Source organism: Chryseobacterium oncorhynchi, assembly GCF_002899895.1.
GTDB lineage: Bacteria > Bacteroidota > Bacteroidia > Flavobacteriales > Weeksellaceae > Chryseobacterium > Chryseobacterium oncorhynchi.
Genome location: NZ_PPEI02000001.1, coordinates 316,506 through 343,397, shown reverse-complemented (window position 1 = coordinate 343,397; position 26,892 = coordinate 316,506). Strand labels below are relative to the sequence as shown.

27 protein-coding genes are annotated in these 26,892 nt (G+C 35.5%); 11 read left to right on the top strand and 16 right to left on the bottom strand.

Annotation, left to right across the window (positions count from 1 at the left end; translation table 11 throughout):
• The 6 genes from C1638_RS01625 (at window position 1) to apaG (ending at window position 7,636) form a co-directional block, all read left to right on the top strand.
• Entirely contained in the window at window positions 1-537 is a 537-nt protein-coding gene (locus C1638_RS01625) for an FEKKY domain-containing protein (protein ID WP_109617599.1), read from the top strand.
• A gap of 17 nt (window positions 538-554) precedes the next feature.
• Entirely contained in the window at window positions 555-1,823 is a 1,269-nt protein-coding gene (locus C1638_RS01620) for a glucose-1-phosphate adenylyltransferase (protein WP_109617597.1), read from the top strand.
• A gap of 70 nt (window positions 1,824-1,893) precedes the next feature.
• On the top strand, window positions 1,894-2,934 hold the full coding sequence (locus C1638_RS01615) for an SRPBCC domain-containing protein (protein ID WP_109617594.1): 1,041 nt from the start codon (window positions 1,894-1,896) through the stop codon (window positions 2,932-2,934).
• A gap of 125 nt (window positions 2,935-3,059) precedes the next feature.
• Complete coding sequence (locus C1638_RS01610) at window positions 3,060-5,873, top strand: 2-oxoglutarate dehydrogenase E1 component (protein ID WP_109617592.1); 2,814 nt, start codon at window positions 3,060-3,062, stop codon at window positions 5,871-5,873.
• Window positions 5,874-5,912: 39 nt separating this feature from the next.
• The gene (gene odhB / locus C1638_RS01605) at window positions 5,913-7,166 is read left to right on the top strand and encodes a 2-oxoglutarate dehydrogenase complex dihydrolipoyllysine-residue succinyltransferase (protein ID WP_109617590.1); all 1,254 of its coding nucleotides are present in this window, start codon (window positions 5,913-5,915) and stop codon (window positions 7,164-7,166) included.
• 80 nt (window positions 7,167-7,246) lie between these two features.
• Window positions 7,247-7,636, top strand: a complete 390-nt coding sequence (gene apaG, locus C1638_RS01600; RefSeq protein WP_065394208.1) for a Co2+/Mg2+ efflux facilitator ApaG/CorD — start codon at window positions 7,247-7,249, stop codon at window positions 7,634-7,636.
• Window positions 7,637-7,743: 107 nt separating this feature from the next.
• On the opposite strand, the gene C1638_RS01595 is transcribed toward apaG, so the two are convergent.
• From C1638_RS01595 to C1638_RS01585, 3 genes are all read right to left on the bottom strand, one after another.
• On the bottom strand, window positions 7,744-8,298 hold the full coding sequence (locus C1638_RS01595; RefSeq protein WP_109617588.1) for a 3'-5' exonuclease: 555 nt from the start codon (window positions 8,296-8,298) through the stop codon (window positions 7,744-7,746).
• A 138-nt stretch (window positions 8,299-8,436) separates the two neighbouring features.
• Entirely contained in the window at window positions 8,437-9,414 is a 978-nt protein-coding gene (locus tag C1638_RS01590; protein ID WP_109617587.1) for a glycosyltransferase family 2 protein, read from the bottom strand.
• 6 nt (window positions 9,415-9,420) lie between these two features.
• Complete coding sequence (locus C1638_RS01585; protein ID WP_109617585.1) at window positions 9,421-10,305, bottom strand: lysophospholipid acyltransferase family protein; 885 nt, start codon at window positions 10,303-10,305, stop codon at window positions 9,421-9,423.
• Window positions 10,306-10,385: 80 nt separating this feature from the next.
• Between C1638_RS01585 and C1638_RS01580 the strand changes: the two genes are divergently transcribed.
• A complete protein-coding gene (locus tag C1638_RS01580) occupies window positions 10,386-10,955 on the top strand; it encodes a thioredoxin family protein (RefSeq protein WP_109617583.1) in 570 nt (189 codons plus the stop codon).
• A gap of 98 nt (window positions 10,956-11,053) precedes the next feature.
• On the opposite strand, the gene C1638_RS01575 is transcribed toward C1638_RS01580, so the two are convergent.
• The 4 genes from C1638_RS01575 to C1638_RS01560 form a co-directional block, all read right to left on the bottom strand.
• Window positions 11,054-12,433 (bottom strand): aldehyde dehydrogenase, encoded by a 1,380-nt coding sequence (locus C1638_RS01575; protein ID WP_228428041.1) that lies wholly within the window; start codon window positions 12,431-12,433, stop codon window positions 11,054-11,056.
• A gap of 37 nt (window positions 12,434-12,470) precedes the next feature.
• On the bottom strand, window positions 12,471-14,033 hold the full coding sequence (locus C1638_RS01570) for an MFS transporter (protein ID WP_123838306.1): 1,563 nt from the start codon (window positions 14,031-14,033) through the stop codon (window positions 12,471-12,473).
• A 271-nt stretch (window positions 14,034-14,304) separates the two neighbouring features.
• The gene (locus C1638_RS01565; RefSeq protein WP_109617578.1) at window positions 14,305-15,351 is read right to left on the bottom strand and encodes an HlyD family secretion protein; all 1,047 of its coding nucleotides are present in this window, start codon (window positions 15,349-15,351) and stop codon (window positions 14,305-14,307) included.
• A gap of 5 nt (window positions 15,352-15,356) precedes the next feature.
• Window positions 15,357-16,613, bottom strand: coding sequence for a TolC family protein (locus C1638_RS01560; RefSeq protein ID WP_109617576.1), 1,257 nt, complete (start codon window positions 16,611-16,613; stop codon window positions 15,357-15,359).
• A 214-nt stretch (window positions 16,614-16,827) separates the two neighbouring features.
• Here C1638_RS01560 and C1638_RS01555 point away from each other — a divergent pair, with 214 nt between their 5' ends.
• Complete coding sequence (locus tag C1638_RS01555) at window positions 16,828-17,631, top strand: helix-turn-helix domain-containing protein (protein WP_109617574.1); 804 nt, start codon at window positions 16,828-16,830, stop codon at window positions 17,629-17,631.
• 149 nt (window positions 17,632-17,780) lie between these two features.
• Here the strand turns inward: C1638_RS01555 and rplI are convergent, their stop codons facing one another.
• From rplI to C1638_RS01530, 5 genes are all read right to left on the bottom strand, one after another.
• A complete protein-coding gene (gene rplI / locus C1638_RS01550; protein WP_109617572.1) occupies window positions 17,781-18,284 on the bottom strand; it encodes a 50S ribosomal protein L9 in 504 nt (167 codons plus the stop codon).
• Window positions 18,285-18,395: 111 nt separating this feature from the next.
• Complete coding sequence (gene rpsR / locus C1638_RS01545; RefSeq protein WP_034706728.1) at window positions 18,396-18,698, bottom strand: 30S ribosomal protein S18; 303 nt, start codon at window positions 18,696-18,698, stop codon at window positions 18,396-18,398.
• A 32-nt stretch (window positions 18,699-18,730) separates the two neighbouring features.
• A complete protein-coding gene (gene rpsF / locus C1638_RS01540; protein WP_034695444.1) occupies window positions 18,731-19,072 on the bottom strand; it encodes a 30S ribosomal protein S6 in 342 nt (113 codons plus the stop codon).
• A gap of 152 nt (window positions 19,073-19,224) precedes the next feature.
• Complete coding sequence (locus C1638_RS01535) at window positions 19,225-20,577, bottom strand: chloride channel protein (protein WP_109617571.1); 1,353 nt, start codon at window positions 20,575-20,577, stop codon at window positions 19,225-19,227.
• 42 nt (window positions 20,578-20,619) lie between these two features.
• Window positions 20,620-21,249: a hypothetical protein gene (locus tag C1638_RS01530; RefSeq protein WP_109617569.1), complete on the bottom strand. Its 630-nt coding sequence runs from the start codon at window positions 21,247-21,249 to the stop codon at window positions 20,620-20,622.
• 298 nt (window positions 21,250-21,547) lie between these two features.
• Here C1638_RS01530 and C1638_RS01525 point away from each other — a divergent pair, with 298 nt between their 5' ends.
• On the top strand, window positions 21,548-22,369 hold the full coding sequence (locus tag C1638_RS01525; protein WP_228427976.1) for an NmrA family NAD(P)-binding protein: 822 nt from the start codon (window positions 21,548-21,550) through the stop codon (window positions 22,367-22,369).
• A 57-nt stretch (window positions 22,370-22,426) separates the two neighbouring features.
• Window positions 22,427-22,798: a winged helix-turn-helix transcriptional regulator gene (locus C1638_RS01520; RefSeq protein WP_109617567.1), complete on the top strand. Its 372-nt coding sequence runs from the start codon at window positions 22,427-22,429 to the stop codon at window positions 22,796-22,798.
• 126 nt (window positions 22,799-22,924) lie between these two features.
• On the opposite strand, the gene C1638_RS01515 is transcribed toward C1638_RS01520, so the two are convergent.
• The 4 genes from C1638_RS01515 to C1638_RS01500 all read right to left on the bottom strand — a co-directional run bounded on the left by C1638_RS01515 (window position 22,925) and on the right by C1638_RS01500 (window position 25,724).
• The gene (locus C1638_RS01515; protein ID WP_109617565.1) at window positions 22,925-23,269 is read right to left on the bottom strand and encodes a hypothetical protein; all 345 of its coding nucleotides are present in this window, start codon (window positions 23,267-23,269) and stop codon (window positions 22,925-22,927) included.
• A complete protein-coding gene (locus tag C1638_RS01510; RefSeq protein WP_109617563.1) occupies window positions 23,266-23,457 on the bottom strand; it encodes a hypothetical protein in 192 nt (63 codons plus the stop codon). The genes C1638_RS01515 and C1638_RS01510 overlap by 4 nt, the downstream gene beginning before the upstream one ends.
• Window positions 23,458-23,525: 68 nt before the next feature.
• Window positions 23,526-24,833 carry a dihydrolipoamide acetyltransferase family protein gene (locus C1638_RS01505; RefSeq protein WP_109617561.1) on the bottom strand — a complete coding sequence of 436 codons (1,308 nt, stop codon included), beginning with the start codon at window positions 24,831-24,833 and terminating at the stop codon, window positions 23,526-23,528.
• 63 nt (window positions 24,834-24,896) lie between these two features.
• On the bottom strand, window positions 24,897-25,724 hold the full coding sequence (locus C1638_RS01500) for an SAM hydrolase/SAM-dependent halogenase family protein (protein WP_109617559.1): 828 nt from the start codon (window positions 25,722-25,724) through the stop codon (window positions 24,897-24,899).
• A gap of 133 nt (window positions 25,725-25,857) precedes the next feature.
• Here C1638_RS01500 and C1638_RS01495 point away from each other — a divergent pair, with 133 nt between their 5' ends.
• The gene (locus tag C1638_RS01495) at window positions 25,858-26,817 is read left to right on the top strand and encodes a PhoH family protein (RefSeq protein WP_109617558.1); all 960 of its coding nucleotides are present in this window, start codon (window positions 25,858-25,860) and stop codon (window positions 26,815-26,817) included.
• Window positions 26,818-26,892 lie beyond the last annotated feature (75 nt).

Here is a 26,892-nt window from a genome sequence, read left to right as displayed (position 1 = left end):
ATGACACGTGTTTTTCCTTTTTTACTGATCATAATTATGTTGTCTTCCTGTAAAAAAGAAGATGATAGGCTTCGTAACGGCTACTTTTGGTTGTATGGAGCAGGTCTTAAGGATATGTATGGAGAAGAAGCAACCAATGCTATATCTGAGAAGTGGAAAATAAAATGGGTAGATGCCGGAGGCTGTACGACTGGTTATGAAACACTAAAAGAAATAGCCGACGCCAATAAAAAAACTCTGGCAGCTATTACAAAGAAATATGGTAGAGACTGGGAGGCAAGATATGATAAGGATATAGAGGAGTATGCCATGAAAAGAGCCGATGTAATGGATGTTCTGATTGTAAATAAACTATTCCGGAATAAACTGAGAGATTATAATGTTTCTTTCGATGATGTAAATAATGAAATAACAGCTTTGAAAGACCCTGGGAAATATGAGGTAACTGTATTAAATCCGGAATTGAAATATGAAAATAAAATTTGTTTCAGGGTAAACGTAGATACCCAGAATAGAACAGTTGACTTAATAAAATAAAAAAACGCAAGATAATTATGAATCGAAATGTAATCTCTATTGTATTGGGAGGCGGCAGAGGAACAAGATTATTCCCCTTAACATTTACAAGGTCAAAACCAGCTGTACCTATCGCAGGAAAATACAGATTGGTGGATATTCCCATTTCAAACTGTCTCAATTCAGGACTGAATAAAATATTGGTATTAACCCAGTTTAATTCAGCTTCCCTAAATTCTCATATTAAGAATTCTTACCACTTTGATATCTTCAGCAAGGGCTTTGTAGATATTCTGGCTGCAGAGCAGAATGTAGAAAACGAAAGCTGGTATCAGGGAACGGCAGATGCGGTGCGTCAATCTATGAAGCATCTTGAAAAATATGATTATGACTATATTTTAATCCTTTCAGGAGATCAGTTGTATCAGATGGATTTCAGAGAAATGCTCGATTTTCATATCGAAAACGGAGGAGATCTCACCATTGCAACAATTCCTGTAAATGCTAAAGATGCCACTGGTTTTGGGATCTTAAAATCTGATGATGAAGGAAATATCACCTCTTTCTATGAAAAGCCGGGCTATGATACGCTGGATGGCTTAAAATCTGAAGTTTCAGATGAAAATAAACATAAAGGGAAAGAGTTTTTAGCGTCTATGGGAATTTATATTTTCACCAAAAATATCCTGAAAAAGATGTTTGGTGAAGGAGCAGGCGATGATTTCGGAAAAGACATTATCCCAAGTTCCATCGGAAAATATAAAACCTTAAGTTATCAGTACGAAGGATACTGGACAGACATCGGGACGATAGAATCATTCTACGAAGCCAATCTTGATCTTTGCCTGGATCTTCCGCAATTTAACCTGTTTTCTTCCTCACCGATCTATACAAGAGCAAGGATGTTGCCACCATCAAAAATCAATGGTTCTTATGTAAGTAAGGCAGTTTTCGGAGACGGATGCATCATCATGGCAGATAAAATTGAAAACTCTGTGATTGGAAACAGGACAAGAATAGATAAGGGTAGTACCATTGTTAATTCCTATGTAATGGGGGCCGATTTCTATCAAAATACAACAGAAATTGTAATGAATGACAGAAGCGGACGTCCAAATATGGGAATCGGAAAATACTGCTATATTGAAAAAGCAATCCTTGATAAAAACTGCTATATTGGTGACAATGTAAAGATTATTGGTGGAAAGCATATTCCTGATGGAGACTACGGAACCCATTCTGTACAGGACGGAATTGTAGTAGTGAAAAAAGGAGCAGTACTTCCTCCGGGAACTCATATAGGTTAATTATTGTTAAACATAAAACAAGAGTGAACAGCATATTGTTCACTTTTTTTATTTGTATTACTTTTGTGCGATGCGTATTTTTAAAATAATAACTGTAATTCTTCTTCTTTTGGGTGGAGCTTATGCTGCTTCCATGTATTATTTTGTGGATGAAAACAAAAATTTCACCGTTGAAAAAGAGATTGATTATCCGGTAGATAAAGTCTTTGCACAGTTTAATAATCTGCAGAGTTTTACCAGGTGGAATAATTTTTTCACCAGTTCACAGTCTATGGATATAGATTATTATACGCCTTATGAAGGACAGGGAAGTGCCATCAGCTATGTGGATTCTAAAAATGATACGGATGGTGAGATGTTCATCAGATATGAAAACCTCAATAAGACTTTAAAATACCAACTTTTTGAGGATAAAAACGAAAATCCAACGCTGGTTGACGTTAAATTTAAGCCTGTTTCCGCTGAAAAAACAAAAATAATCTGGTACGTACATACTCCAAAGCTGTCTGTCTGGAGAAGGGTAGAAAACTTCTGGACTGAGGATCGGTTTGCCGAAAATATCACCAAAAGTATGGTGAATCTTAAAAATGCACTAGGAAATAAGGTTGAAAAGGACAATCAAATGGCTGCCATTAAGTATGATAGTCTGATAGTAGAAAATGAAGAGGATAAGCTGTTATTGGGGATTAATGTAAGTACTTCCAACAAGAAAGATGCTCTTTACAAAAATATTGTAATGAACTACAACAAGGTGTACAATTTTGTAACAATGGACCTTGGAAAAAGAGATGATGAATTCGGATATCCGATTCTGATGACCGATGCGGATAATTACAAAGACAAGGAGGTTTCTTACTTCCTCGGAATTCCACTTTCCAAGAAAATTGGGGTGTCTGACAATAACTTCAATTTTAGGTCCGTAAATCCGTCCCAAAACTACGTGATGTACTACAAAGGAAACTACGAAGGCCGAATTAAGGCCATTCAGCAGCTGATTCAGAAAGCCAAAAAAGATGAGATGCGCTTCGGAGATATCCGCCAGACCTTTATCGAACGTCCGATGGAAGGACAGGAGGTAAACATGAAGCTCTCATTATCAGTGTATAAGTGATTTTTTTTCAATAATTTTTTTCTTAATTTTTTTTAACGGTTTCAGACTGTTCTAACTCGGTTTTTTTTATTAAATTTGAAGATTAATTCTACAAATAAATTTTAATAAATAGATAAACTGTAATAATGGACAGATTTTCATTCCTAAACGCAGCTCATTCTCAGTTAATTGAGGATTTATACCAACAGTACTTAAAATTCCCAGATTCTTTAGAACCATCATGGAAAGCTTTCTTTCAAGGCTTCGATTTTGCTTTGGAGAATTATGGAGATGACGATAACATCCAATTTATTCAGGCTCCGGCCAACGCTGCTCCTGCAGTACAACAAATTTCTCAGGCAGTAACAAGCGGAGAAGTTCCTGAACACATTAAGAAAGAATTTAAAGTAGTAAACCTTATTGAGGCTTACAGAACAAGAGGGCACTTGTTTACAAAAACAAATCCTGTTAGAGAAAGAAGACACTATACACCTACTTTAGACATCGAGAACTTCGGTCTTTCTAAAGAAGATTTAAATACAAAATTCAACTGTGCAGTTGAAACAGGAATGAAAGAGCCTGCTACTTTAGCAGATCTTATCAAGCACCTGGAAAGTATCTACTGTGATTCTATCGGAGTAGAATATACGTACATCAACAATGTTGAAGAAAAAGATTTCATTAAGAAATGGCTTCAGGTAAACGAAAACCACGCAAGCCTTTCTGCAAATGAGAAAACAGAAATTTTATTAAAATTAAATCAGGCTGTTGCCTTTGAAAACTATCTTCATACAAAATTTGTAGGTCAGAAAAGATTCTCACTAGAAGGAGGGGAGTCGTTAATCCCGGCTTTAGATCAGTTGATCTCAAGATCTTCTCAATTAGGAGTAGATGAAGTGGTATTAGGAATGGCACACAGAGGAAGATTAAATGTATTATCAAACATCTTCGGAAAATCTTACAAGCAGATCTTCTCAGAATTTGAAGGAAAAGAATTCGAAGAGGATGTATTCTCAGGTGACGTTAAATATCACTTAGGATCATCTAAAAAGATCAAAACAGCTTCAGGAGAAGAGGTGTGTATTAACCTTACTCCTAACCCGTCTCACCTTGAAACAGTAGCCGCTCTTGTAGAGGGAATCTGCCGTGCAAAAGTAGATGATAAGTACAAAGATTATTCTAAAGTACTACCAATCATTATTCACGGAGATGGAGCTATTGCAGGACAAGGTATTGCTTACGAAGTAGCGCAGATGATGACTCTTGAAGGATACAGAACGGGAGGTACTGTTCATATCGTTGTAAACAACCAGGTATCTTTCACCACGAACTTCCATGACGCAAGATCTTCAACATACTGTACAGACATTGCAAAAGTTACAGAATCTCCTGTAATGCACGTAAATGCTGACGATGCTGAAGCAGTAGTTCATGCTATCCATTTCGCTGCTGATTTCAGAGCAAAGTTTGGAAAAGATGTTTATATCGACCTTTTAGGATACAGAAAATATGGACATAACGAAGGAGATGAGCCAAGATTTACACAACCAAATCTTTACAAAGCTATTTCTAAGCATCCAAACCCAAGAGAAATCTATAAAGATAAATTAATTAACGACAGCGTAATCTCTAATGATATCATCAAAAAGATGGAGGTAGACTTCAAAGCTCTTTTAGATAAAGACTTTGATGCTTCCAAGGAGATTGAGAAAAACGTTATGGATTTGTTTATGGCTGAAGATTGGGTAAATTATCCAATTGGAAAAAGAGGAGTAACTCAATTACCAGTTGATACAAAGTATGACCTGGGTAAATTGAAAGAGCTAGCGCTTACAATGTCTACACTTCCTGCAGATAAAAAATTCATCAATAAAATTACAAGACTTTTCGAAAACCGTATCAAGGCTATTAATGGAAATTCATTAGACTGGGCGTTAGGAGAATGGTTAGCATATGCTACACTTCTTGTGGAAGGTCACAATGTAAGAATCTCTGGTGAAGATGTTGAAAGAGGAACATTCTCTCACAGACATGCAGTTGTAAAAACAGAAGATACAGAGGAAGAATATATCCCATTAAGACATGTTTCAGAAAGCAGATTTGATGTATTCAACTCTCACCTTTCAGAATATGGTGTTCTAGGTTTCGACTATGGATACTCAATGGCTTCTCCAAATACATTAACAATCTGGGAAGCTCAGTTCGGAGATTTCGTGAACGGTGCTCAGATCATCGTTGACCAGTATTTAGCTGCTGCAGAAGAAAAATGGAAACTTCAAAATGGGTTGGTTATGTTATTACCTCACGGTTCAGAAGGTCAGGGTGCAGAACACTCCTCAGCAAGATTGGAGAGATTCTTAACACTTTGTGCTAATGAAAATATGGTAGTAGCTAACATTACTTCACCAGCCAATTACTTCCACTTATTAAGAAGACAATTGAAGTGGGCGTTTAGAAAACCATTAATCGTAATGAGCCCTAAATCTTTATTGAGACACCCGAAAGTGGTTTCTCCACTTGAAGATTTTGCAACAGGTTCATTCCAGCCAATCTTAGATGATCCAACTGCAGATCCTAAAAAAGTAGAAAAAGTAGTTCTTTGTTCAGGTAAATTATACTTCGAATTATTAGCGAAGAAAGAAGAATTGAACTGTGAAAATATTGCTTTAGTAAGATTCGAGCAGTTATATCCGCTTCAGACAGATGCTATTGAAGCTATCTTCAATAAATACGAGAACAAAAAACAATTGGTTTGGGCTCAGGAAGAACCAGAAAACATGGGAGCTTGGTCTTATATCCTAAGAAACTTCAGAGATACAGGGATTCAGGTCGTTTCTCCGGTACCGAGCGGTGCTCCGGCTCCAGGTAGCCACAAAATGTTTGAGAAAAACCAAAACGCAGTGATCAACAGAGTTTTCGACAGAGATGATGCACCTGCAAAAAGACCAGTTACAGCTTAATTTAAATAATAATCAATTAAAAAATAAAAAATACTCAATATGTCAGTTTTAGAAATGAAAGTTCCTTCACCCGGCGAATCAATTACAGAAGTTGAAATTGCAACTTGGCTTGTAAAAGATGGTGATTATGTAGAAAAAGATCAACCTATCGCTGAAGTAGACTCAGATAAAGCAACTCTTGAATTGCCTGCAGAACAAAGTGGTATCATCACTTTAAAAGCAGAAGAAGGTGATGTGGTACAAGTAGGTCAGGTAGTTTGTTTAATTGATATGGATGCTGCTAGACCAGAAGGTGCTGCACCTGCTGCTGAAGCTCCAAAGACAGAAGAAGCTCCAAAAGCTGCTGAACCAGCTAAGCAAGAAGCTCCAAAACCAGCTGCTCCAGTTGCTGCTCCACAAACTTACGCAACAGGGGCTCCATCTCCGGCTGCTAAGAAAATCCTTGACGAAAAAGGAATGGCTGCAGGTCAGGTTTCTGGAACTGGAAGAGACGGAAGAATCACTAAGACTGATGCTGAATTAGCGGCTGTTCCTGCATTAGGAGGAAGCCCTATGACAGCTACAGGTGCTAGAACAACTACAACTACTAAACTTTCAGTTTTAAGAAGAAAAATCGCTCAAAGATTAGTTTCTGTGAAGAACGAAACAGCGATGTTAACTACTTTCAACGAAGTTGACATGTCTGAAATCTTCAGATTAAGAAAGTTATATAAAGAAGAATTTGCTCAAAAACACGGAGTAGGACTTGGTTTCATGTCTTTCTTTACAAAAGCAGTGACAAGAGCATTACAAATGTATCCGGATGTAAACGCATCTATCGACGGAGATTTCAAAATAAACTATGATTTCTGCGATATTTCAATTGCAGTTTCAGGTCCTAAAGGATTAATGGTTCCTGTATTGAGAAATGCAGAAAACATGTCTTTCAGCGGAGTTGAAGCAAACATCAAGGATCTTGCTACAAAAGTAAGAGACGGTAAGATTACTGTTGACGAAATGACTGGTGGTACTTTCACGATTACAAATGGTGGTACTTTCGGATCTATGTTATCCACACCAATCATCAATCCTCCACAATCTGCTATCCTTGGAATGCACAACATTATCCAGAGACCAGTTGCTGTTGACGGACAGGTTGTAATCAGACCAATGATGTACGTTGCAATGTCTTATGACCACAGAATTATCGATGGTAAAGAATCCGTAGGGTTCCTTGTAGCGGTAAAAGAAGGTATCGACAATCCTGTTGAAATATTAATGGGAGGTGACGAAAGAAAAGGCCTTGGTTTATAGTTTTAATAAAATTATAACATAAATATATAATCTCGCCTAAAAAAGGCGAGATTTTTGTATTTAATTTAGAAAATACTACAATGATGTTTTCAAAAATGACTTCCAATATCAAAGTTTCAGTAATACCTGAATATGATAGCAAGAATAGTTATCCATCCGAAAACCGTTATGTTTTTAAATACAATATTACTATAGAAAATGACGGAAGCTTTCCTATAAAAGTATTGAAAAGAAAATGGTTAATCTTCGATGTAGGATTTGGATACACAGAGATCATAGGTGACGGAATAATAGGTCTGACTCCTGAGATCGGAACCGGCGAAAATTTCGCTTACTTTTCCAATGTAATGCTTCGTTCCGGAGTAGGAAATATGAGTGGAAAATACCTTGTTAAAAACCTGGAAACACAGGAAACTTTCGAAATTGATATTCCAAAGTTCAACCTGTTGTCTGAAGTTTTAAGTAACTAGTTGTTTTTGTACAATGTAAAAAGTACAAAGTATTTGATTTTGTCGTAAGAAAATTTAAGACAAAAGATCAGTTATAGAATAAGAACCCGGGTTTATTTGTATGACTACTATAGTCTTTTGATTTTTGCTTTCATATACTCTTGTACCTCATCATTGCTGGTGAGGAAGAGCTTCTCAAATGCCAGTAAAGAGATCTTTGCACACACTTCGGCGTCAGCACCGGCTCTATGGTGTTTGAAATCAATTTTATGATATTCAGCAAGAGGTTTCAAGCCGTATTTAGGAAGATAATTCCATGATTTTTTAGCAAGTTGAATGCTGCAAAGATAATTCAGATTGGGAGTAAACATGCCGTAATGTTCCAGACATCCTCTTAATACAGAGGCATCGAAACCTGCGTTGTGGGCTATCATTAATGTTCCGTACATCATTTCCTGAGCCTCATGCCATATCTCGTCAAAAGTAGGTGCATCTTTTACATCTTCCGGATGAATACCGTGCACCGCAATATTGAACTTATTAAAATATGGAAAACTTGGAGGTTTAATCAGCCAGGTTTTAGTCTCTACAATTTTAGAATCCTGTACAATACAAATTCCCATTTCACAAGCAGAACTTTTCTCATGAGTAGCAGTTTCAAAATCTATAGCACAAAAATCCATTATTTTAAATTATATGTTGTTACCAGTTGCTGGTTTTCTAGTTTAATGTTCAAAGTTTAAGATGTGTATTTTTTACTAAAAACTCGACTTCTTATATAGCAGAATATTTGTTTCCTAACTTCTACAGCCTATTACCTTTTATTTTCCTCCCAAAAAATGTTTAAAAATCAACCATTCCGATTGGTAGAATTTGTCTTTCTGATGTTTCTGGCGGAGTTTCCACGTACCCGGAAGCTGTCCATAAAAACCAAAATGAGCTCTTACTACAGCCCAAAGGTGAGGGAATCCATTTTTTAAGCCAAAATAAATCCCGGCAACTCCATCCAGACAAAGCCTGAAAAAAATCAGCCAGATTAGCTTAGGGAAAGGAAGGTTTTTAAGCATCATAGACAGATTGTTTCTGATGTTTAAATAGGTTTTTTGGGCACTTTGCTTGTTTAAAGTTCCACCTCCCACATGATATACCTTAGATTTTCCGGTATAAAAAATCTTTTTTCCTGAATTGATAAGTCTCCAGCAAAGATCAATTTCTTCCTGATGAGCAAAAAATCTTGCATCAAAACCATTCTGGTCCCAAAAATCCTTTGAACGGATAAAAAAACAACATCCTGAAGCCCAGAAAATCTCTGTTTCATCATTGTATTGTCCTTTATCTTCTTCCACATCATCGAAAATACGCCCTCTACAGTATGGATAGCCTAAATTATCGATCAATCCACCGGCAGCCCCGGCAAACTCAAAATAATTTTTATTGTTGTAAGATAAAATTTTTGGTTGAACTGCAGAGATTGAAGAATCTTTTTCAAGGAGTTCCAATACAGGCTCTATCCAGTTTTCTGTAACCTCTACGTCGGAATTAAGAAGACAATAGTATTCATTTTTAATTTCCTTTAATCCTTCATTATAACCACCTGCAAAACCATGATTACTAGTATTTCTAATGATTCTTACACCAGGGAAATGAGTACTCAGAAATTCTAGTGAATCATCAGTAGAAAGATTATCAATAACATAAATATCTGCATTTTGGGAAAATTGAACTACACTTGGAAGAAATTTCTCAAGCCAGTTTCTTCCGTTCCAGTTTAAGATGGCAACAGCCAGTTTTTTCTGCATGTAAATCTATTTTTTTTCAGAATCATAGGTCTTAATAGAATCCTGATACTTCCATTTTCTGTGTGACCAAAGGTAGTTGTCCGGATGTTTGTGTAAAGTGTTTTCCAGCATTTTGTGGAACTTTTTTACCACTTCATGCTCCGTAAATTTTTCCTTGTCCGGATATATTCTATAATAATTAACCTGATAGTAGCCTCGTTTTACTTTCTTCATTTCGCAGTAGATAAAAGCAAGGTCCATTCTTGTTGCCAGCTTATCATAGCCTACGAAAACAGGAGTTCTTTGGTTAAGAAATTCCAGTCCGTAATTGACATGGGAAGAGTGTGGCGTTTGATCTGCCACAAACATATAGATAGAATCTCCGTCGTTTTTATTTCTGAAAATATTAAGAATCACTTCATTAGCTTCCAAAGCCTCATTTCCGAATTTATTACGGACTTTCTTCATTTGATTTTCCCAAAAATCACTGTTTACTTTTCTGTAGACAGGATGACAGTGCTTCTGAGGAACAATTTTTGCCAGGGCATTAATCCATTCCCAATTAAAAACGTGTCCTGCCAGCAAAATAATATTTTTGCCTTCCTTTTGGATATCATGAAACACATCCTGATTGATGTGCTGCATTCTTACCCTGGATTCCGTTTCAGAAATACTGAATGATTTTATTGTTTCCACCAGATAATCGGAGAAATTACGATAGAATTCCTTTCGTATTTTTCGAATTTCCTCCTCAGATTTTTCGGGAAAAGAATTTCTCAGATTTTGGGTAATAACTGCCTTTCTGTAACCTACCAGATAGTAGTTTAGAAAAAACATAACGTCCGAGAAAATATATAATATTCTAAGCGGAAGTTTTGAGATGAAATATAATATTTTAATTAAGAAGCTCATAAAACAGGCAAATTTAGTAATAATAAAATTATGGTTCTATTTTTGCAGAGGGATAAGTATTATTTTTTTACTTTTATGTTATGAAAAAATTGACATTGATCGCTTTTCTGGGACTAAGCACTTTTGCTTTTTCGCAGGATGCAAAGAATTTACCGGATAAAGGAAAGCAAAAAACAGCTCTTATTGTACCAACTGAACAGAAAGAATTGGATGCAAAGAAGAAATCAGCTGAAGAAAAAGCTAAACTTCCTAAGCCTTATAACCCAAAAGCTGATGCTCAGGCTGATATTAAAAAATTGGTAGCACAAGCTAAAAAAGAGGGAAAAAATATTATGATCCAAGCTGGAGGAAACTGGTGTATCTGGTGTCTTCGTTTTAATAATTTTGTACAGGAAACCCCTGAATTGAAAGGGATTGTAGATAAAAACTTTTTATATTATCATTTGAATTTTTCTCCGGATAATAAAAATGAAAAGGTTTTTGCTCAATATGACAATCCTGGTGAAAAATATGGATATCCTGTATTTATCGTTTTGGACCAAAATGGTAAAATGATAAAGGTGCAGCAAAGTGATGTATTTGAAGAAGGAAAAGGATACAGTTCAGAAAAGGTAAAAGAGTTCTTTAATACTTGGAAACCTAAAGGATAAATAAAAAAGGTTGTTTCAAATAGGAACAACCTTTTTTTATTGCTTGAAATTCTAATTCATTTATTAAGTCAGAAAAATCTTCGATAAAATGAAGATGATCATAACAGTTTTTTGATCCAGCTTAGTTTTTTCTCAGAATAAGGCGGATATTTAATACTCGGTTCTCCCCATGTTGCTTTTTCAAGAATAGCTTTCTGATGAGAGAAAGCTTCAAAACCATAGTTTCCATGATAGTTTCCAATTCCTGAAGTTCCTACGCCTCCAAATGGCAGATTATCATTGCTTAAGTGCATCACAGTATCATTGATGCATCCTCCGCCAAAGGAAAGTTTTTTTGTAAATTGTTCTTTTTCTTCATTGTTATTTGTAAAAAGATAGGCTGCAAGAGGTTTTTCAAGTTCCAAAATAGCATTCAGGGCAATGTTGTAGTTTTTAAAACTAATGACAGGCAGGATAGGTCCAAAGATTTCTTCCTGCATGATTTCGTCATTCCAATCAATAGTATTGAGAATTGTAGGTTCTATGTATCGTTTTTCCTCATTGAGATTTCCCCCGAAGTATATTTTATCTTTATCAATAAGATTCGCTAATCGCTGAAAATTTCTTTGATTGATGATTTTGGTGTACTGCTCAGAATCAGCATCATATTTAAATTCCTGAATATATTTTCTCAGCATTTCCAGAAACTGCTCCTGAACGGCTTCTTCTATCAGTAGATAATCGGGAGCTACACAGGTTTGTCCGGCATTTAAGAATTTTCCCCAAACAATTCTTTTGGCTGCAACATCTAAATTAGCATTTTTTGTTACGATGGCAGGAGATTTCCCACCCAGTTCAAGAACAACAGGGGTTAAATGTTCTGCAGCAGCTTTGTACACGATCTTTCCAACTTTGGTGCTTCCGGTAAAGAATATTTTATCGAACTTCACTTTTAGCAATTCTGTAGTTTCATTAATACCTCCTTCATACACATATAGATATTCGGATGGAAAATTTTCATTGATGATTTTAGCCATTGCTTTCATGGTATTCTCTGCAATTTCACTGGGCTTTAGAATACAGCAGTTTCCTGCAGCTAATGCCGCAATAATAGGAGATAGAGATAATTGATAAGGATAATTCCAGGCTCCTATGACCAGAACACAACCTAGTGGCTCCGCATAAACTTTACTGCTTCCCAATTGATTGACCAGATTGGTGCTTACTTTTTTGGGTTTTGAAAGTGATTTTAAATTTTTCAGATAATAATCAATATCCTTTAAAATAAAGGAAATTTCTGTGGTGAAAGTATCAAATTTGGACTTGCCAAAATCTTTATAAATTGCTTCATATAGAAGGTTTTCATTGGAAATAATAAGATTTCGGAGTTTTTCAAGATACATTCTTCTGTATGCAAGATTTTTGGTTTGCTGTGTTTTAAAAAAATCTCTTTGATCCTGTACTATTCTTTCAATTTCCATACGTAAGCTTTTTTGTATTAAACGAAGATGGCTTGTGCGATATTGCTGTTTAAAGTTACATAATATTTCTTACTGCAATTTTTACCGGATGATATAACAAAATCACAAATGTTGTCACTAAAGCTAGCCAGAATAATCCCGTAAAGATCTCCATATTGGAAAGTAAGATGGCCTGTGCGTTCATTTTTGCTTTAAAAGCTCCTGCAGTCATAGAAAGTGATTCATTGATGGGTAATTTTGAAATATTGGATCCAAAAATCTGATTCCATTGGCTGAAGAAAATTGGATTGGTATCTGTAAGATTAAAACTCAGGGTATCAGTATGTTTGAGTGTTAAAAAAAGCATCAGATTTTGCATCAAGGCATATCCAATTGCTGTGGTCCAGAAACGGGTTGTTGTTCCCAGGGCGGTAGCATTGGCCACATATTGCTCTGGCATTCCTGAGATTAAGAAAAATACAAGCGGAGTAAACAATAATCCTTGTGCTACTCCTTGTAAAAATAAGGGTGGACAAATGGTGAAAAGGGTAGTGTCCGGATAAAAAGTATAGGTAAACCAAGCGCAATCCACTGCCAGTAAAAGGAATCCTGTAAAGAAAACGATTCTTGATGAAACTCCTTTAATAAGACATATCCCTGATAAAAGAACGCCTAAAAGTGTTCCTGCAACGTTCCAGTATTGGATATTTACAATATAATCCCAAGGCCATTTCCATACCGTTGCCATAATGCTGTAGACATTATTCAACCCAGAACGAATCAAATAAAAGATGAAAAACAGGATCATTCCTGCGATTACATTTTTAGAACTGAAAACTTCAAAATGGAACAATGGTCTTTTTGAGTTTCGTTGTTTAAGCATAAATAATCCTCCGGAAAGCAAGAATATGAATAGACACATGATGATAGTATCAGATTCAAACCACATCAGCCTTTTTCCGTAAATTATAGCATAACCACCGGCCTGAAGACATACCCAAAGCAGAAACCAACTCGAAATATCCAATTGATACAATGGTTTTTTAGGGAAGAATCTGTTTTTATTAAAAATGGCTATCCCAATGATAAGAACAAAAACATGAAAATAAACCATCATGAGAACCATATGCTGGAAGTCATAGTTTTCAATGCTGGATTTTAATAAAGAAGTGGTTACTGTTCCACCCGTTAGCATAATAGCATACATAAATAAGTAGGCAAAGACTTTAGCATGCCTTGTTTTTAATTCTGCTATAATTAAAGGAAGGAAAATAGCACCTTCAAGCAGTCCAAAAATACCTTCCAGAAATCTGATCACTAAAATAACATGATAATCATTGGTGACGGATAACACATAAAGGATAATGACGGATATGGAAGACATCAGCAGAACATAGTATTTTACACTGAAGTAAGCCATAAATCGCTGTAATACTAAAAGGGTAACCACAAATGTTCCGTACATCAAAATCATTAGGTATTGAATGTCATCTGAATCTACATCCATAAAGGAAGAGGTGAAAGCACTATTGGAATGTAGCAGTGACAACAACATCAGGTGGGGGAACAAAGCCAGCACAAGAAGTGGTAGCTTTAGCCATTGTGGTACCCATTTATGATAGACAGTATTATGTTGCATAGTTTTTAAAAGGTGAGAAAAAGAGGAATTGTAAAATTGTAAACGGAGGATTAGGTTTCTCCTTTTTTTGTATGAATATAAAATGCGAAAAGACAAAAGGGCAAAGGTGTAAAAGTAAAAGGTAAAATGGCAAATATGCTAAAAGAAAAAATTTGCAGATTCGCTATTTTGCGGTTTTGCCTTTTCGCTAAAAAAAATAATTTAATTATTAAGTCTGAAACGTTTTGGGTTGAAGGTAATTTTGTACTCTAATATTTTCCCACACGCAGACTTATATCTTCTTCGCGCTTACCAGAACATTCATTCCGGAAAGCAGCTTTTCGTTTTCTTTATTGTTGTCAAGAATAATTTTTACAGGAAATCTTTGTTCAATCTTTACGAAGTTTCCGGTGGCATTATCTGGTTTTACCAGAGAAAACTGAGAACCTGATGCTGGGGAAACAGAAAGTATCTTTCCCTTAAATTCAATACCGGGATAAGCATCTGCTGTGATGATAACTTCTTGTTTCTGGTCGATTTGTCCAAGCTGAGTTTCCTTGTAATTGGCAATAATCCATTTTTCCTTGCTCACCATTTGTACCAAAGCCTGTCCTTCTTTAATTAGCTGTCCTTCCTGAATCGTTTTTTTACCCACCCAGCCATCATAAGGAGCTGTGATCACGGTGTATGAAAGAAAAAGTTTGGCATTATTCAGGCTGGCAGAACTCTGTTGAATCTGGCTTTTTGCAGGAGCAACCTTGGTTTGTTGTTCGCTGGCTCCAGCTCTTACCGCATTTTTCTGTTGTTCCAGTGCCAGCATATTGGCTTTTGACTGTTCATAGGAAGCTTTTACATTTTCAAAATCCTGTTCTGTGGCTGCATCTTCTGCCAGTAGATTTTTATATCTTTTATAGTCCTGTTCAGTTCTCCAGATGTCAATTTTTGCGGAAGCAATCTTGGCATCAATTATTTTGGTATCACTTTCCTTGGTATTTACACCACTTTGGATGGTTGTAATATTTTCAGTATTTGCATGAAGATTGGCCTCAGCCATATGTACCTGATTCACAAATTCTCTGTTGTCTATAATCAGTAAGGTATCTCCTTTATGTACAAATTGATTTTCATTAAACTTTATGTTTTTGATAAATCCTGAAACTTTACTGGATACTGGAGTAATATATTGTTCTATCTGAGCATCATTGGTTGTAATATTTTTCCTTGTAAAAAGATAAAAGCTTACCATTCCAGTAACTCCGCTGATGATCAGGATCCAGGCCAGTAAGGTAATCGTTTTGTTGATTCTTTTTTCCTTTTGTGTCAGTTGTTTCTGTGCCATAGTTTTTATAAGTTTCCAATCGTATATTGGAGTTGATAGTATTTTAGTTGTCTGTTAATTTTTACGGAGATAAGGTTAGACTCAGCTTCCAGATAGGTATTGTCTGCGTCTATAAGTTCAGTGATAAGGCTTAATTTGTTCGCATATTTTGTTCTTACAATACGATAGTTTTCTTTGGCCTGATCAATGGCTTCTTCAGCAATTTTTACCTTTTGATCGGTTTCTTCAAACTTTTTGTAAGCTTCGTATACGGTATGTCTTATTTTTTCCTCATTTTCTTCTATTCGAAGCTTTGCCAGATCAATATTTTCCCTTGCTTCCTGCATTCTATATTTATTTTTGTACAGGTTTTCGATAGGATAGGATAAATTCACCCCAAGCATCCCTAAACGATAGGCATAAGGTTCGGGTGGGAAAAACATCATATTTGGATACTTTAAGAAATATTCTCCGCCAGCAGTTATTTTGGGTAAATAATTTGCCTTAGTGATTTTCTGGTCCAGTTCCTTTAACGAAAGATTTTTGTGGGTAATTTCAACAGATTCATTTTTGCTTAATGCTGTTTCTGTAAGATCATTGATGTAAGGGATTGTTGCTCTATCTGAGATCAAATCCTCTGTATCTACATGCATCTCCTGAGGCTCTGGAAGTGAAAGCATTGTTTTCAGCTTATGCTCAGCAATCTGTATGTCGTTATCCAGCTCTGTCCAGCTCATTTTATGGTTAGAAAGCTGTAGGGATGTTCTTAAAACTTCATTCACTGTTACCACACCGTTTGCTTTCAGAGCTTTTACCTGCTTGATGTTTACAGAGTCTTCCTTCATCTTGTCATTAATAAGAATCTGTTGTTCCTTTAGATGATGAATTTGTAAAAAAGCAGTAATGATCTCCATCTTTAAAAGTCTTTCATCAAGATGCGTTCTTAAGGTTGAAATTTCAGTGTCAATAGCCGCTTTTTTCTCTGTATTTTTAATCTTTCCACCCATGTATACCGGAATGGAGGCTGATAAGGTGAAGTCATACATCCCATTGATGGCATCATATTTTGTAGGCTTACTAAATACGCCATCCTGATACTGAAAAAGATTGGTAACCTGTGTATAGCTCGTATGAAACTCAATGTCCGGAAGCTTTTCCATTTTAAGGTCTTTCTCTTTGGTAGCGGACATTTCCTGTTTGAGATGGCTGATCTGAATATTCTTGTTATTCTTTAAACCAATTTCTATAGCCTGTTGTAGGCCAAGATGTTGGTAGTCTATCATCTGTGCGTTAAAAAAATTGCTCAATAGTAGGCACAACGCTATGCACTGATATCGGCAAGCGTTAAATATCATATTCATAAATTAATTAAAGGATTTTTGCTAAAATGATTTTGATAGGGCAAAGGTACGACGGACTATATCAGACAGTATTTGTGAAACAAGAAAAAGATTTGTTCATTTACGCCATTTTGAAATTTATTCATACCTTTATTTTATGAATAACAGCCATTTTAAAGAAGTAGAAGAGGAAGACGCTGAATTTTATGTCTATCATGTTCTTACCGGAAACATTACAACAGATATTCATTATCATAGTTCTGCACAGTTAGTGTATGCTGAGGGTGGTATTGTCCATGTTTTTACAGATCTGAAGCATTGGTATCTTCCGGCAAGATGCTTCATGTGGATTCCTGCAGGAACGCCCCATTATCTTTTCTCAACCAGTCCTAAAGTAGATTTATATAATTTTTACTTTAAAAAAGAGGAATGCGAAAGTGGCTTTTTTGATGAAATTAATATTTATTCAGTTAATGATTTGCTTCGGGAGATGATTTTATATACCAAAGACTGGGATGGAAAAATCACAAAAAATGACGGTCCAAAATATTATTTCCTTAAAGCCTTAAAAGGAATTTTACCTGAAAAAAGAGATAAAAAGCTGGCATTTCCTGTTCAGCATCCCTTTCCAAAAGATGAAACTTTATTGAAGATTGCAAGATATATCCATGCTAACCTGGAAAAGCCTCTTACCATTGAATCTACAGCCAAGGAATTCGGAATGAGTACGAGAACCCTTTCCAGAAAGTTCAAGGAAATTTTGGGGATGAATTACGTTCGTTTTTTAAGAGCCTTAAGAATTACCCGTTCCCTTGAGCTGATGCTTGAAAGTAAATACAATATGTACGAAATAGCCATGATGGTTGGGTACAATAGTTTATCTTCTTTTAGCAATATCTTTAAAAAGGTAATTGGAGTAGCTCCTACAGAATATCAGCAGAAATTAAGAGGGGATAGGTAATTGGATGAGATTGTCGAGTTGATGGGTTTTAGAATTGATGGGGAATAATTTACCCTGATTCCTTACTCTTGGTTCTAAGATTACACAAAAAAAACCACTTCAAATTGAATTGAAGTGGTCTTGTATTGTGAAAAATTTTCAGTCGCTTATTAAGCTTCTTCAGATTTAACTTCTTCTTTTTTAGCAGCAGGAGCAGCTACAACTGGAGCGTCAGATACGATATCGAATTCGAAATTGTACTCAACGTTTCTGTGTAATCTGATGTTTGCAACTACTTTACCAGTTCTCTTGATAGTGTTACCTGGGATTTTGATATATTTCTTCTCTACAGAAACTCCAGCTTTAGCAAGAGCAGCAGAAAGATCTGCATTGTTGATAGATCCGAATAATTTATCACCAGAACCTACTTTTGCAGGGATAGTAATAGAAGTTTTCTTTAATTGATCAACTACAGCGTTAGCAGCAGCGATTAATTTAGCTTCTTCTTCTTTTCTAGCTTCTAAAGTAGCTTCTAAAGCAGCTTTATTTTTAGGTGTAGCTAAAAGTGCAATTCCTTTAGGTAGTAAGAAGTTTCTTGCATAACCTGGCTTTACACTTACTGTATCAAACTCAAGTCCTAAGTTTTCTACGTCTTGTTTTAGGATGATATCCATTGTTGTTGTCCTTTTTTAAGATTTTAGAATGATCTAAAATCAAGTTAGAATTAATTATTTATTCAGCAACAAAAGAAGAGATTGCTCTCTTCTTTTATTTATTTTTTTGTCTTATTTCAATAAGTCAGCTACGTAAGGTAGTAAAGAAAGGTGTCTTGCTCTTTTGATAGCAGCAGAAACTTTTCTTTGGTATTTTAAAGAAGTTCCAGTGTATCTTCTTGGTAAGATTTTACCTTGCTCGTTTACAAATTGTAATAAGAAATCAGCATCTTTGTAATCAACGTGCTTAATTCCGTATTTTTTGAATCTACAATATTTCTTTTCAGATTTTGTATTGATATCAAGTGGAGTAAGGAATTTTACTTCTGATTCTCCTCCTGCAGAGGCTTGTTTAGCCATTTCATCTATTGCCATGTCTTGTCTTTTTTAAAAAATAGGGTTAATAATTAAGCTTTAGCTGCTTTTACTTTAGCTCTTCTTGTTACAGCGTATTCAACAGCGTGTTTGTCAAGTTTTGTAGTAAGGTAACGGATTACTCTCTCGTCACGCTTAAATGCTAATTCTAAATCAGCAACTACAGTACCTTCACCTTTAAACTCGATTAAAGTGTAGAACCCATTCTTTTTTAATTGGATAGGGTAAGCTAGCTTTTTCAAGCCCCAATTTTCTTTAGCAACGATTTCGCAGTTCTTTTCTTTGATAAGATCTACATACTTGTTCACTGCTTCCTCTACCTGTGCCTCAGATAGAACGGGAGTTAAAATGAAAACAGTTTCGTAATTGTTCATAATGTTAAATGAATTTGTTAATTATTTCGAGGTGCAAAATTAGAGAATATATTTGTAATATACAATACTATTGGTGAAATAGTTGAAAGTTATATATTGATGAAATTGAAGATTGAATGGCTGGGTAGGTGGGAATCTTCTTTCATTTCCAATTAATCCTTTGACCTGATTTCCGTTAAAAAGTTCACTTTCAATACATCATATAAAGAATGTCTGCTTACTAATAGGGATGCAATAGAAGAAACCATTCCGGCAAGCATCAGATGGAATATTAAAGAATGCCTGTCGGTCATTTCCAATACAATAATGGCTGATGTGAATGGTGCACGGGTAATTCCTGTGAGAAAAGCAACCATACCGCCAAGGATTACCACATTGGTTTCATTGGGTGTTAAATGGATCATCCCAGAAATAACAGACCCGATACTAGCCCCCGCAGTAAGAGCCGGCGCAAAGATACCTCCCGCGCCTCCGGAAGTAAAGGATAGGGCAGGACCCAACATTCTTAAGATAGGAACATACCAGTCTTCATGTTTATCTTTCGTAAAAAGAACCCGTTCCATAATCTCCTTTCCAGAACCCAGAACTTCCCGATTGATAAAATAAGCAATGGAAGCAATGATTAAAGCGCAAATCACTAAAAATATAACATTGGCTTTATCTGTTTTCAGTTTTTTCTTTTTCCAGCCATTGATCTTAAGCATAATAACAGAGAGCTGGCTTGCAAGAATACCTGCTGTAGCAGCCACAAGAACAATGGGAAACATCACCATTAAAGAGACGTCATTTGTTTTAGGGTAACCAAGGTATAAATAAGATCCCGCTAATGTCTGAGCTGTTAAACCGGCAATGATAACGGCTGTAAATAAAGCTGTTTTAAAGTAATTAATATGCGTTTTTGATAATTCCTCTACGGCAAATACAATTCCTCCTAATGGGGTGTTAAATGCAGCCGCCAGTCCGGCTGCTGCTCCGGTCATGATCATATTTTTCTTGGAAATCTTGGGCCACCATTCAGGTAAATATTCATTCACCTTTCTGAAAACGGAACCTGCAATCTGAATGGTGGGCCCTTCACGACCTACCGCACCACCCCCAATAACCAATACAACAGAGGAAATGATTTTAAAAATGATGATTTTAAGGCTTAAAAGGCTTCTGATCTTTGTATGTTCTTTCGGATTAGCCAATTCTACTGCTGCCATAACCTGTGGAATGCCACTTCCTTTAGCGTTGGGGGCAAATTCTTTTACCAGCCACCACGAAAGAACAAAGCCAATGGGAGCAATAATGAAGATCATCCATGCATGCCAGTCAAAAATGAAGTTCATGAGATGTTCACCCCAAGCAAATACCTGAGCATATAGTACTGCAAAAAAACCTGTAATAACAGACCCAATCCAAAAGGGGATTGCCTGAAGAAGATTGTACTTCAGTTGCTCATTCCGAATATTATCGAAAGATTTTTTAAGGGATTTCTGTATAAGGGTAAAGATTTTCAGCATTTGTTTGTGTTGTGGGATGAAATTACAGTTAAATTATGAAAATTATATTTCATTTAAAAACTTTGAAACAATTAATGCATTATTTACATTGAGTGTCTTTGGTAATCCAAATTCTAAAATATTGTTTTTAATCTCAAGCTTAAAGTCCTCATCCGGAAAATATTTTATGATTTCTCTCCTCCTTGTATTTAAAAATGCTACGGTTTTGGATGAATCACTTCCCTGAAAACAAAAGTCTTTAAAATCTTTAAAATGAATATTAGAACTACTGAAAATGGCTGCAATTTTATCAGCAATACTTTTTCGCTTGACGGAAATAAATCCAAAATCATCATCTAGTTTTTTTAGGCCCCAAATTTCTAAGGAATCGTATTTGTCGGCTGTACGAGTGCCTGTGCTGGATGCTCCGATCGTATTAATGATCGTATTAGTAATAAAAAGGTAAAACGTATTGGTCTTGTCTTTATTTGTTATGTAGTAACAAATCTTTGGTGTTTTTAGAGGATTTGCATTATCAAAGCAGAACTGATGGTAGGGTGAGTCTTTAATTTCTACTACTGAGATACTATAGATTTTAGAAAGTTGATCATAAATTTCAATAATTAATTTTTCCTCTTCTTTAGAAAAATCAAATAGTTTAGTGACATATAGTTTTCTGAAATCTAAATCCATGTATGTGCTTACTTGTTATCAGGCATGAAATTACAATTTTAAATTTAAGATTTAAAGTTTATGGAGCTTAAAATTGATAACTTTTTATATAGGTTTAAAGCTTAATGATAAAATGATTACTGTAAAGATAAAGTCCCACTTAATATGAATGAAATTTATTGAATATTTTAAAGATACCTTTTGCGAGAATTGATTGTTTTGAGCATAATAAAAGAAAGACAACTATACTTGATTATAGTTAAGCCATATGAATCATCAGCCATCCATAGATTTGTATTGTCAATTAAAAATTATAAAAATGAATGAAAATATTTTAGTCATTGGAGGAGAGGGTAAAAATGGTCGTCGAGTTGTGGGGAAATTAAGGAATATGGGATGTAGCGTATTTTCGACAACCAGAAGAAAAGAGGAAGTGAAAGCAGATTTACTTTTTTTTGACTGGAACGATGTGTCAACCTACGAGCTGGCTGTGAGTAATATTGATAAAGTATACATTGTACATCCTGATACTTCTACTCCGGATGCATACGAACACATTAATCTGCTGATAAATTGTATGGTGAAGAAAGGGGTTTCGAAAGCTGTATTGCTTTCCGGAAGAGGGCAGGAATCAGTTCGGAAATGTGAAGAAATTCTCATAAACTCCCAATTGGAATGGACGATTATTCGTTCGGCATGGTTTAATCAGAATTTTAGTGAGGGGCACTTTCTGCATGGTATACAGTCGGGATCTGTTACTTTTATGGCAGGTTCCGTGAAAGAACCATTTGTAGATTTGGATGACTTGTCTGATGCTGTGGTGGAATGCCTGATTCATAAAAAATATAATGGAAAAATCTATGAAGTTACTGGAGATGAATTACTGACCTTTGAAGAAGCTGTTGAAACCATTGGAAATAGTCTTGGCCGTAATGTAAAGTATCATTTTCTTAATAAAAACGAATATTTAGAGCTGTTGAAAAATATAGGTTTACCCCATTTTGTTGCAGAACATATGACTATTGCTTTTGGTGAAATTTTAGATGGAAGAAATGAAAATATAGGCAATGGTATTCAAGAAATTTTAGGAAGAAAGCCTAAGAAATTCAAAGATTTTATAAAATTAAGCCAATTTAGCTAACTCTATTTTTACAGTCAGTGAGGTTTCTTAATTTTATAGATATTAAAAGATCAATGTATGAAAGAAAAAGAAATTGAAAATACTGAATGCCCATTGTATTCCTCAAAAATAATGTTATCTATTGGAGATGCTCTTGAAGCTGTAAATGGTAAGTGGAGAATTAAGATCATTGCTGCTCTTCTGGATGAGCCTAAAAGATTTAAACAAATTTCGATTTTGATTGATGGTATTACAGACAGAATGCTTTCCATTGAACTTAAAAAGCTGGAAATTAATCTTCTGGTACAGAGAACTTCGAAATACTCCTCTCAGGCAGAATACGAACTTACAGACCACGGAAGATCATTGAAGCCTCTCATTATGGAGCTTATGAACTGGGGAAAGTTGCATAGAGAAAAAGTGATTGGAAAACAGGAAGAGGTTTCATGAAAAAGCATTATAATAAAAATGTAATGCTGAATTCTAAAGATCCAAGACTGTTAACCATTGAGCATTTAAAAAAATAAAACGCTTCCAGTTTTGGAAGCGTTTTATGATTTATATTGAAGATTTCTATTAATCCAGGAATATCATAATAGCAGCTATGCCGTAGATTAATAAAAGAATTCCACTGAGAGTTAGATTAGCATTCCTGAGTTTCAATTTTTCAATGCTTTGAAGAACTATTGCTTCAATAAGAATGAAAAGAAACCAGAGCGAATGAAAAATAACCATATAGATTGCAACACCTAAAACACCCCATCCACTTGCCATGCTCATGGCAATAGAGAATGCGATAGTTCCCAAAATAAGTACGGCAAGACGTATTGAAACATGAGTTCCTACGTTTTGACGGGCTGGTGGATTATTTTTTTTCTCCTCCTGCTTTATTTCAAAAAGCTCTCTTAGTTCAGGACTCATTCTTTCTGTTTATTGTATAATTTAACAAAAAACTGCAGAATTCCCACAAATCCTAAAAGGTTTAAAACTCCAAAAATACGGTACATCCACATGGAATAGATCTCGAAAAAGCTGAGAATAAACTGAATAAGATCAATAAGAATAAGTGCACTTAAAGAAATTATTGCGATTAAGGTTGCATTTTTCATATCTCAGCTTTTTTGGTTATTGGTTAGGATTCCTTTTTGGATTCAATTTCAAAAGAAAATCTTCTGTTTTATATTTCTGTGTTCAGATCCCAGTTTTCAAGATAATCGTGAACATGCTTCAGCATCATTCCACCTAGAGAACCGTCTACCACTCTGTGATCGTAAGAGTGAGACATGAACATTAAGTTTCTGATAGCAATTACATCACCATCTGCGGTTTCAAGAACAGCCGGCTTCTTAACGATAGCTCCTATTGCAAGAATAGCAACCTGAGGCTGAGGAATAATTGGAGTTCCCATAAGGTTTCCAAAGCTTCCTACGTTAGAAATTGTATAAGTTGCTCCTTGAGTATCTTCAGGTCTTAATTTCTTGTTTCTTGCTCTGTAAGCTAAGTCATTGATTGCTTTTGCAAGACCGGAAAGTGATAACTGGTCAGCATTTTTGATTACAGGAACAATAAGGTTTCCGTCTGGAAGAGCAGTTGCCATACCAATGTTGATGTTTTTCTTTTTGATGATATTTTCACCGCTTATAGAAACATTGATCATTGGGAAATCCTGAATCGCTTTTACAATCGCTTTTACAAAGATTGGCATGAAAGTAAGTTTTTCACCTTCACGCTTTTCGAAGATCGCCTTATTTTTATTTCTCCATTTTACAACGTTAGTAACGTCTGTTTCAATGAAAGAAGTTACGTGTGGAGCAATGTGTTTTGCTTTCACCATGTTTTCAGCGATGATCTTTCTCATTCTGTCCATTGGAATGATTTCATCACCAGCGCTTACCGGAATAGTAGCTGTAGGCGCAGAAACTGCCGGTTTTGGCGTAGTTGCTGCCTGTACCGGAGCAGCCTGTTGAGCAGGTTGGCTTCCTCTGTTGGCAACATACGCTAATATATCTTCCTTAGTAATTCTTCCTTCTAAACCGCTTCCTTTGATAGTCTTAAGTTCAGTTTCAGAAATATTTTCCTGTTGTGCAATTGATTTTACAAGTGGAGATAAGTAAAGATCTCCTGAGAATTCTACATTTGAAACAGCAACAGTTTGTAAAGGCTGTTCAATTGTTGTTAGTGTTTCAGTATCAGGAGTAGCAGCCGGTGTTTCCGCTTTTACTTCTTCTGATGCAGTGCCTTCTCCTTCAATTTCTAAAATAGCAATGGCCTCACCTACTTTTGCAACTTCGTCTTTTTGCTTTAAAATTTTTACGATTTTCCCCGAAACCGGTGTCGGAACGTCTGAATCTACTTTATCTGTTGCAATTTCTACTACAGAGTCATCTTCTTTTACGTTATCACCTTCATTGAATAACCAAGTGATAATTGTCGCTTCCATAACCCCTTCTCCCATGGAAGGAAGCAATAATTTGTATTCTGCCATTTTTGATTTTTAGATTTTGACAAATATATAAAAAAAATCGGTTTTTTTATGAAATATATAATCTTAGCTGAATTCAATGTAGATATTTTCCCCTACATTCAATCCAAACAGGCTTTTCGCGCCGTTTTTCTTACTTCCTTTATAGATCGTAAGCTCCAATAACTGACTGTCATTGAAAATAGCGGCTGACTGCCCGTGAAATTCAGTCTCTCTTTCCCAGTCTGAAACTACTTCCGTATGGCTGGAAAATATCCTCGAAAGACTCAAGTTTCTGAATTTTATGGTGAAACCGTTGTATCCTTTGCTGATGTTTTCAAAGAAATCTTTGTTGATATTTGAGATTATATTTCCGAAATTATCAATATACGTAACCTCGCCAATGATCATTCCCTCAGACTCATTATAAACGGCCCTTGGAAACATTAATTGCTTTGCGGTATCTATTTTTCTTCCGATAACTTCAGGAAGACCTCCGTTTGCCAAATGTACAGCTGCCGGAACAAAAATGTCTGTTGAAGTAAAGTCGATGATATCATCAAAACGATTATTCAGCGTGAGTTCATAGATCGCTTCGGGTTTTATATCGAAAAATATAAGACTCAAAAGTCCATTGTCAGAGGCCAGAAAATAAGAACCGTCTGCTTTATAGATAATATTTTTTCTTGATTTATGATAAAAACTATCCACAGAAACAATATGAATGCTTCCCTTTGGAAAGTATTTGTAAGCATTTCTTACAATGTATGAGGTCTGTATAAGGTTGAATGCCTGGATGTCGTGGGTTATATCAATAATATTAACCTCAGGATTTAGAGACAGAATTTTGCCTTTCACAGCGGCAACTCTGTAATCTAAATTTCCGAAATCCGAAGTAAGGGTAATAATTGACATGAGCAATTTATAGAATAGTGTAGTATTGCAAAGTTATTTAAAATAAAAAGAAAGCCCGAAAGATTGTTGAAAAGAATTTAATATAAATTTGAAAAAAAGCTTTAATTTTAAAATCTAAAAATAAAAATACTGCATGTTTGAATTAACATATGATTTGGAAGATATCGATGCGAAAATCTTCTATGGAGTTAGTAACCAATATTTCAACTTAATAAAATCAAGCTTTCCAACTCTTAAGATTACAGGAAGAGATCATGTTATCTTTGCTATGGGAAATCAGGAAGTTTTAGATATATTAAAGCAAAAACTCGATGATATTGTCAAGTTTATCTCTAAAAATAATTCAATAAGTCTAAAAGACGTTGAAAATATACTCAATATTAAAGATGAAAATGAGAAGCAACTTATTTTCGATCAGGATATTATTGTAAAAGGGGTAAACGGGAAAATTATTAAGGCTAAGACCACCAATCTTAAAAAACTGGTAAAAGAAACCGAGAAAAAAGATATGGTTTTTGCCATTGGTCCTGCCGGAACCGGAAAAACATATACCAGTGTGGCATTGGCAGCAAGAGCCTTAAGAGATAAGGAAGTGAAAAGGATTATCCTTACAAGACCCGCTGTAGAAGCAGGGGAGAGTCTTGGATTTTTACCTGGAGACCTTAAAGAGAAACTGGATCCGTATTTACAGCCTTTATATGACGCTCTTCGTGATATGATTCCTCATGAGAAGCTGGAGGGATTCATGGAGAAAAAGGTCATTGAGGTTGCTCCATTGGCTTTTATGAGAGGGCGTACCCTTGATGATGCCTTTGTGATCCTTGACGAAGCGCAGAATACAACGCATGCACAAATGAAAATGTTCCTTACAAGAATGGGGATGAATGCTAAGTTTATCATTACAGGGGACCCAAGCCAGATTGACCTTCCGAAAAACCAACAGTCAGGATTGAAAGAAGCTATGAGGATTCTGCATGGAGTAAATGAGATTGGCTTTGTGCATCTTACAGAGGAAGATGTGGTAAGACATCCTGTTGTTAGAAAAATTATCCTTGCCTATAATGACGAAGATAAGAGGGTAAGAAATGACTAGTTTCCAATGAGTAAAAGTTTCTATTAACCTTTTATTAACCTTTATATTTTTTTTAAAGTTTGTTAATTTGGAAAA

Excerpts from the sequence above, each read along its gene's own strand:
- C1638_RS01625 (WP_109617599.1), top strand. The coding sequence starts at position 1 with ATGACACGTGTTTTTCCTTTTTTACTGATCATAATTATGTTGTCTTCC.
- C1638_RS01620 (WP_109617597.1), top strand. The coding sequence starts at position 555 with ATGAATCGAAATGTAATCTCTATTGTATTGGGAGGCGGCAGAGGAACA.
- C1638_RS01615 (WP_109617594.1), top strand. The coding sequence starts at position 1,894 with ATGCGTATTTTTAAAATAATAACTGTAATTCTTCTTCTTTTGGGTGGA.
- C1638_RS01610 (WP_109617592.1), top strand. The coding sequence starts at position 3,060 with ATGGACAGATTTTCATTCCTAAACGCAGCTCATTCTCAGTTAATTGAG.
- odhB (WP_109617590.1), top strand. The coding sequence starts at position 5,913 with ATGTCAGTTTTAGAAATGAAAGTTCCTTCACCCGGCGAATCAATTACA.
- apaG (WP_065394208.1), top strand. The coding sequence starts at position 7,247 with ATGATGTTTTCAAAAATGACTTCCAATATCAAAGTTTCAGTAATACCT.
- C1638_RS01595 (WP_109617588.1), bottom strand. The coding sequence starts at position 8,298 with ATGGATTTTTGTGCTATAGATTTTGAAACTGCTACTCATGAGAAAAGT.
- C1638_RS01590 (WP_109617587.1), bottom strand. The coding sequence starts at position 9,414 with ATGCAGAAAAAACTGGCTGTTGCCATCTTAAACTGGAACGGAAGAAAC.
- C1638_RS01585 (WP_109617585.1), bottom strand. The coding sequence starts at position 10,305 with ATGAGCTTCTTAATTAAAATATTATATTTCATCTCAAAACTTCCGCTT.
- C1638_RS01580 (WP_109617583.1), top strand. The coding sequence starts at position 10,386 with ATGAAAAAATTGACATTGATCGCTTTTCTGGGACTAAGCACTTTTGCT.
- C1638_RS01570 (WP_123838306.1), bottom strand. The coding sequence starts at position 14,033 with ATGCAACATAATACTGTCTATCATAAATGGGTACCACAATGGCTAAAG.
- C1638_RS01565 (WP_109617578.1), bottom strand. The coding sequence starts at position 15,351 with ATGGCACAGAAACAACTGACACAAAAGGAAAAAAGAATCAACAAAACG.
- C1638_RS01560 (WP_109617576.1), bottom strand. The coding sequence starts at position 16,613 with ATGATAGACTACCAACATCTTGGCCTACAACAGGCTATAGAAATTGGT.
- C1638_RS01555 (WP_109617574.1), top strand. The coding sequence starts at position 16,828 with ATGAATAACAGCCATTTTAAAGAAGTAGAAGAGGAAGACGCTGAATTT.
- rplI (WP_109617572.1), bottom strand. The coding sequence starts at position 18,284 with ATGGATATCATCCTAAAACAAGACGTAGAAAACTTAGGACTTGAGTTT.
- rpsR (WP_034706728.1), bottom strand. The coding sequence starts at position 18,698 with ATGGCAATAGATGAAATGGCTAAACAAGCCTCTGCAGGAGGAGAATCA.
- rpsF (WP_034695444.1), bottom strand. The coding sequence starts at position 19,072 with ATGAACAATTACGAAACTGTTTTCATTTTAACTCCCGTTCTATCTGAG.
- C1638_RS01535 (WP_109617571.1), bottom strand. The coding sequence starts at position 20,577 with ATGCTGAAAATCTTTACCCTTATACAGAAATCCCTTAAAAAATCTTTC.
- C1638_RS01530 (WP_109617569.1), bottom strand. The coding sequence starts at position 21,249 with ATGGATTTAGATTTCAGAAAACTATATGTCACTAAACTATTTGATTTT.
- C1638_RS01525 (WP_228427976.1), top strand. The coding sequence starts at position 21,548 with ATGAATGAAAATATTTTAGTCATTGGAGGAGAGGGTAAAAATGGTCGT.
- C1638_RS01520 (WP_109617567.1), top strand. The coding sequence starts at position 22,427 with ATGAAAGAAAAAGAAATTGAAAATACTGAATGCCCATTGTATTCCTCA.
- C1638_RS01515 (WP_109617565.1), bottom strand. The coding sequence starts at position 23,269 with ATGAGTCCTGAACTAAGAGAGCTTTTTGAAATAAAGCAGGAGGAGAAA.
- C1638_RS01510 (WP_109617563.1), bottom strand. The coding sequence starts at position 23,457 with ATGAAAAATGCAACCTTAATCGCAATAATTTCTTTAAGTGCACTTATT.
- C1638_RS01505 (WP_109617561.1), bottom strand. The coding sequence starts at position 24,833 with ATGGCAGAATACAAATTATTGCTTCCTTCCATGGGAGAAGGGGTTATG.
- C1638_RS01500 (WP_109617559.1), bottom strand. The coding sequence starts at position 25,724 with ATGTCAATTATTACCCTTACTTCGGATTTCGGAAATTTAGATTACAGA.
- C1638_RS01495 (WP_109617558.1), top strand. The coding sequence starts at position 25,858 with ATGTTTGAATTAACATATGATTTGGAAGATATCGATGCGAAAATCTTC.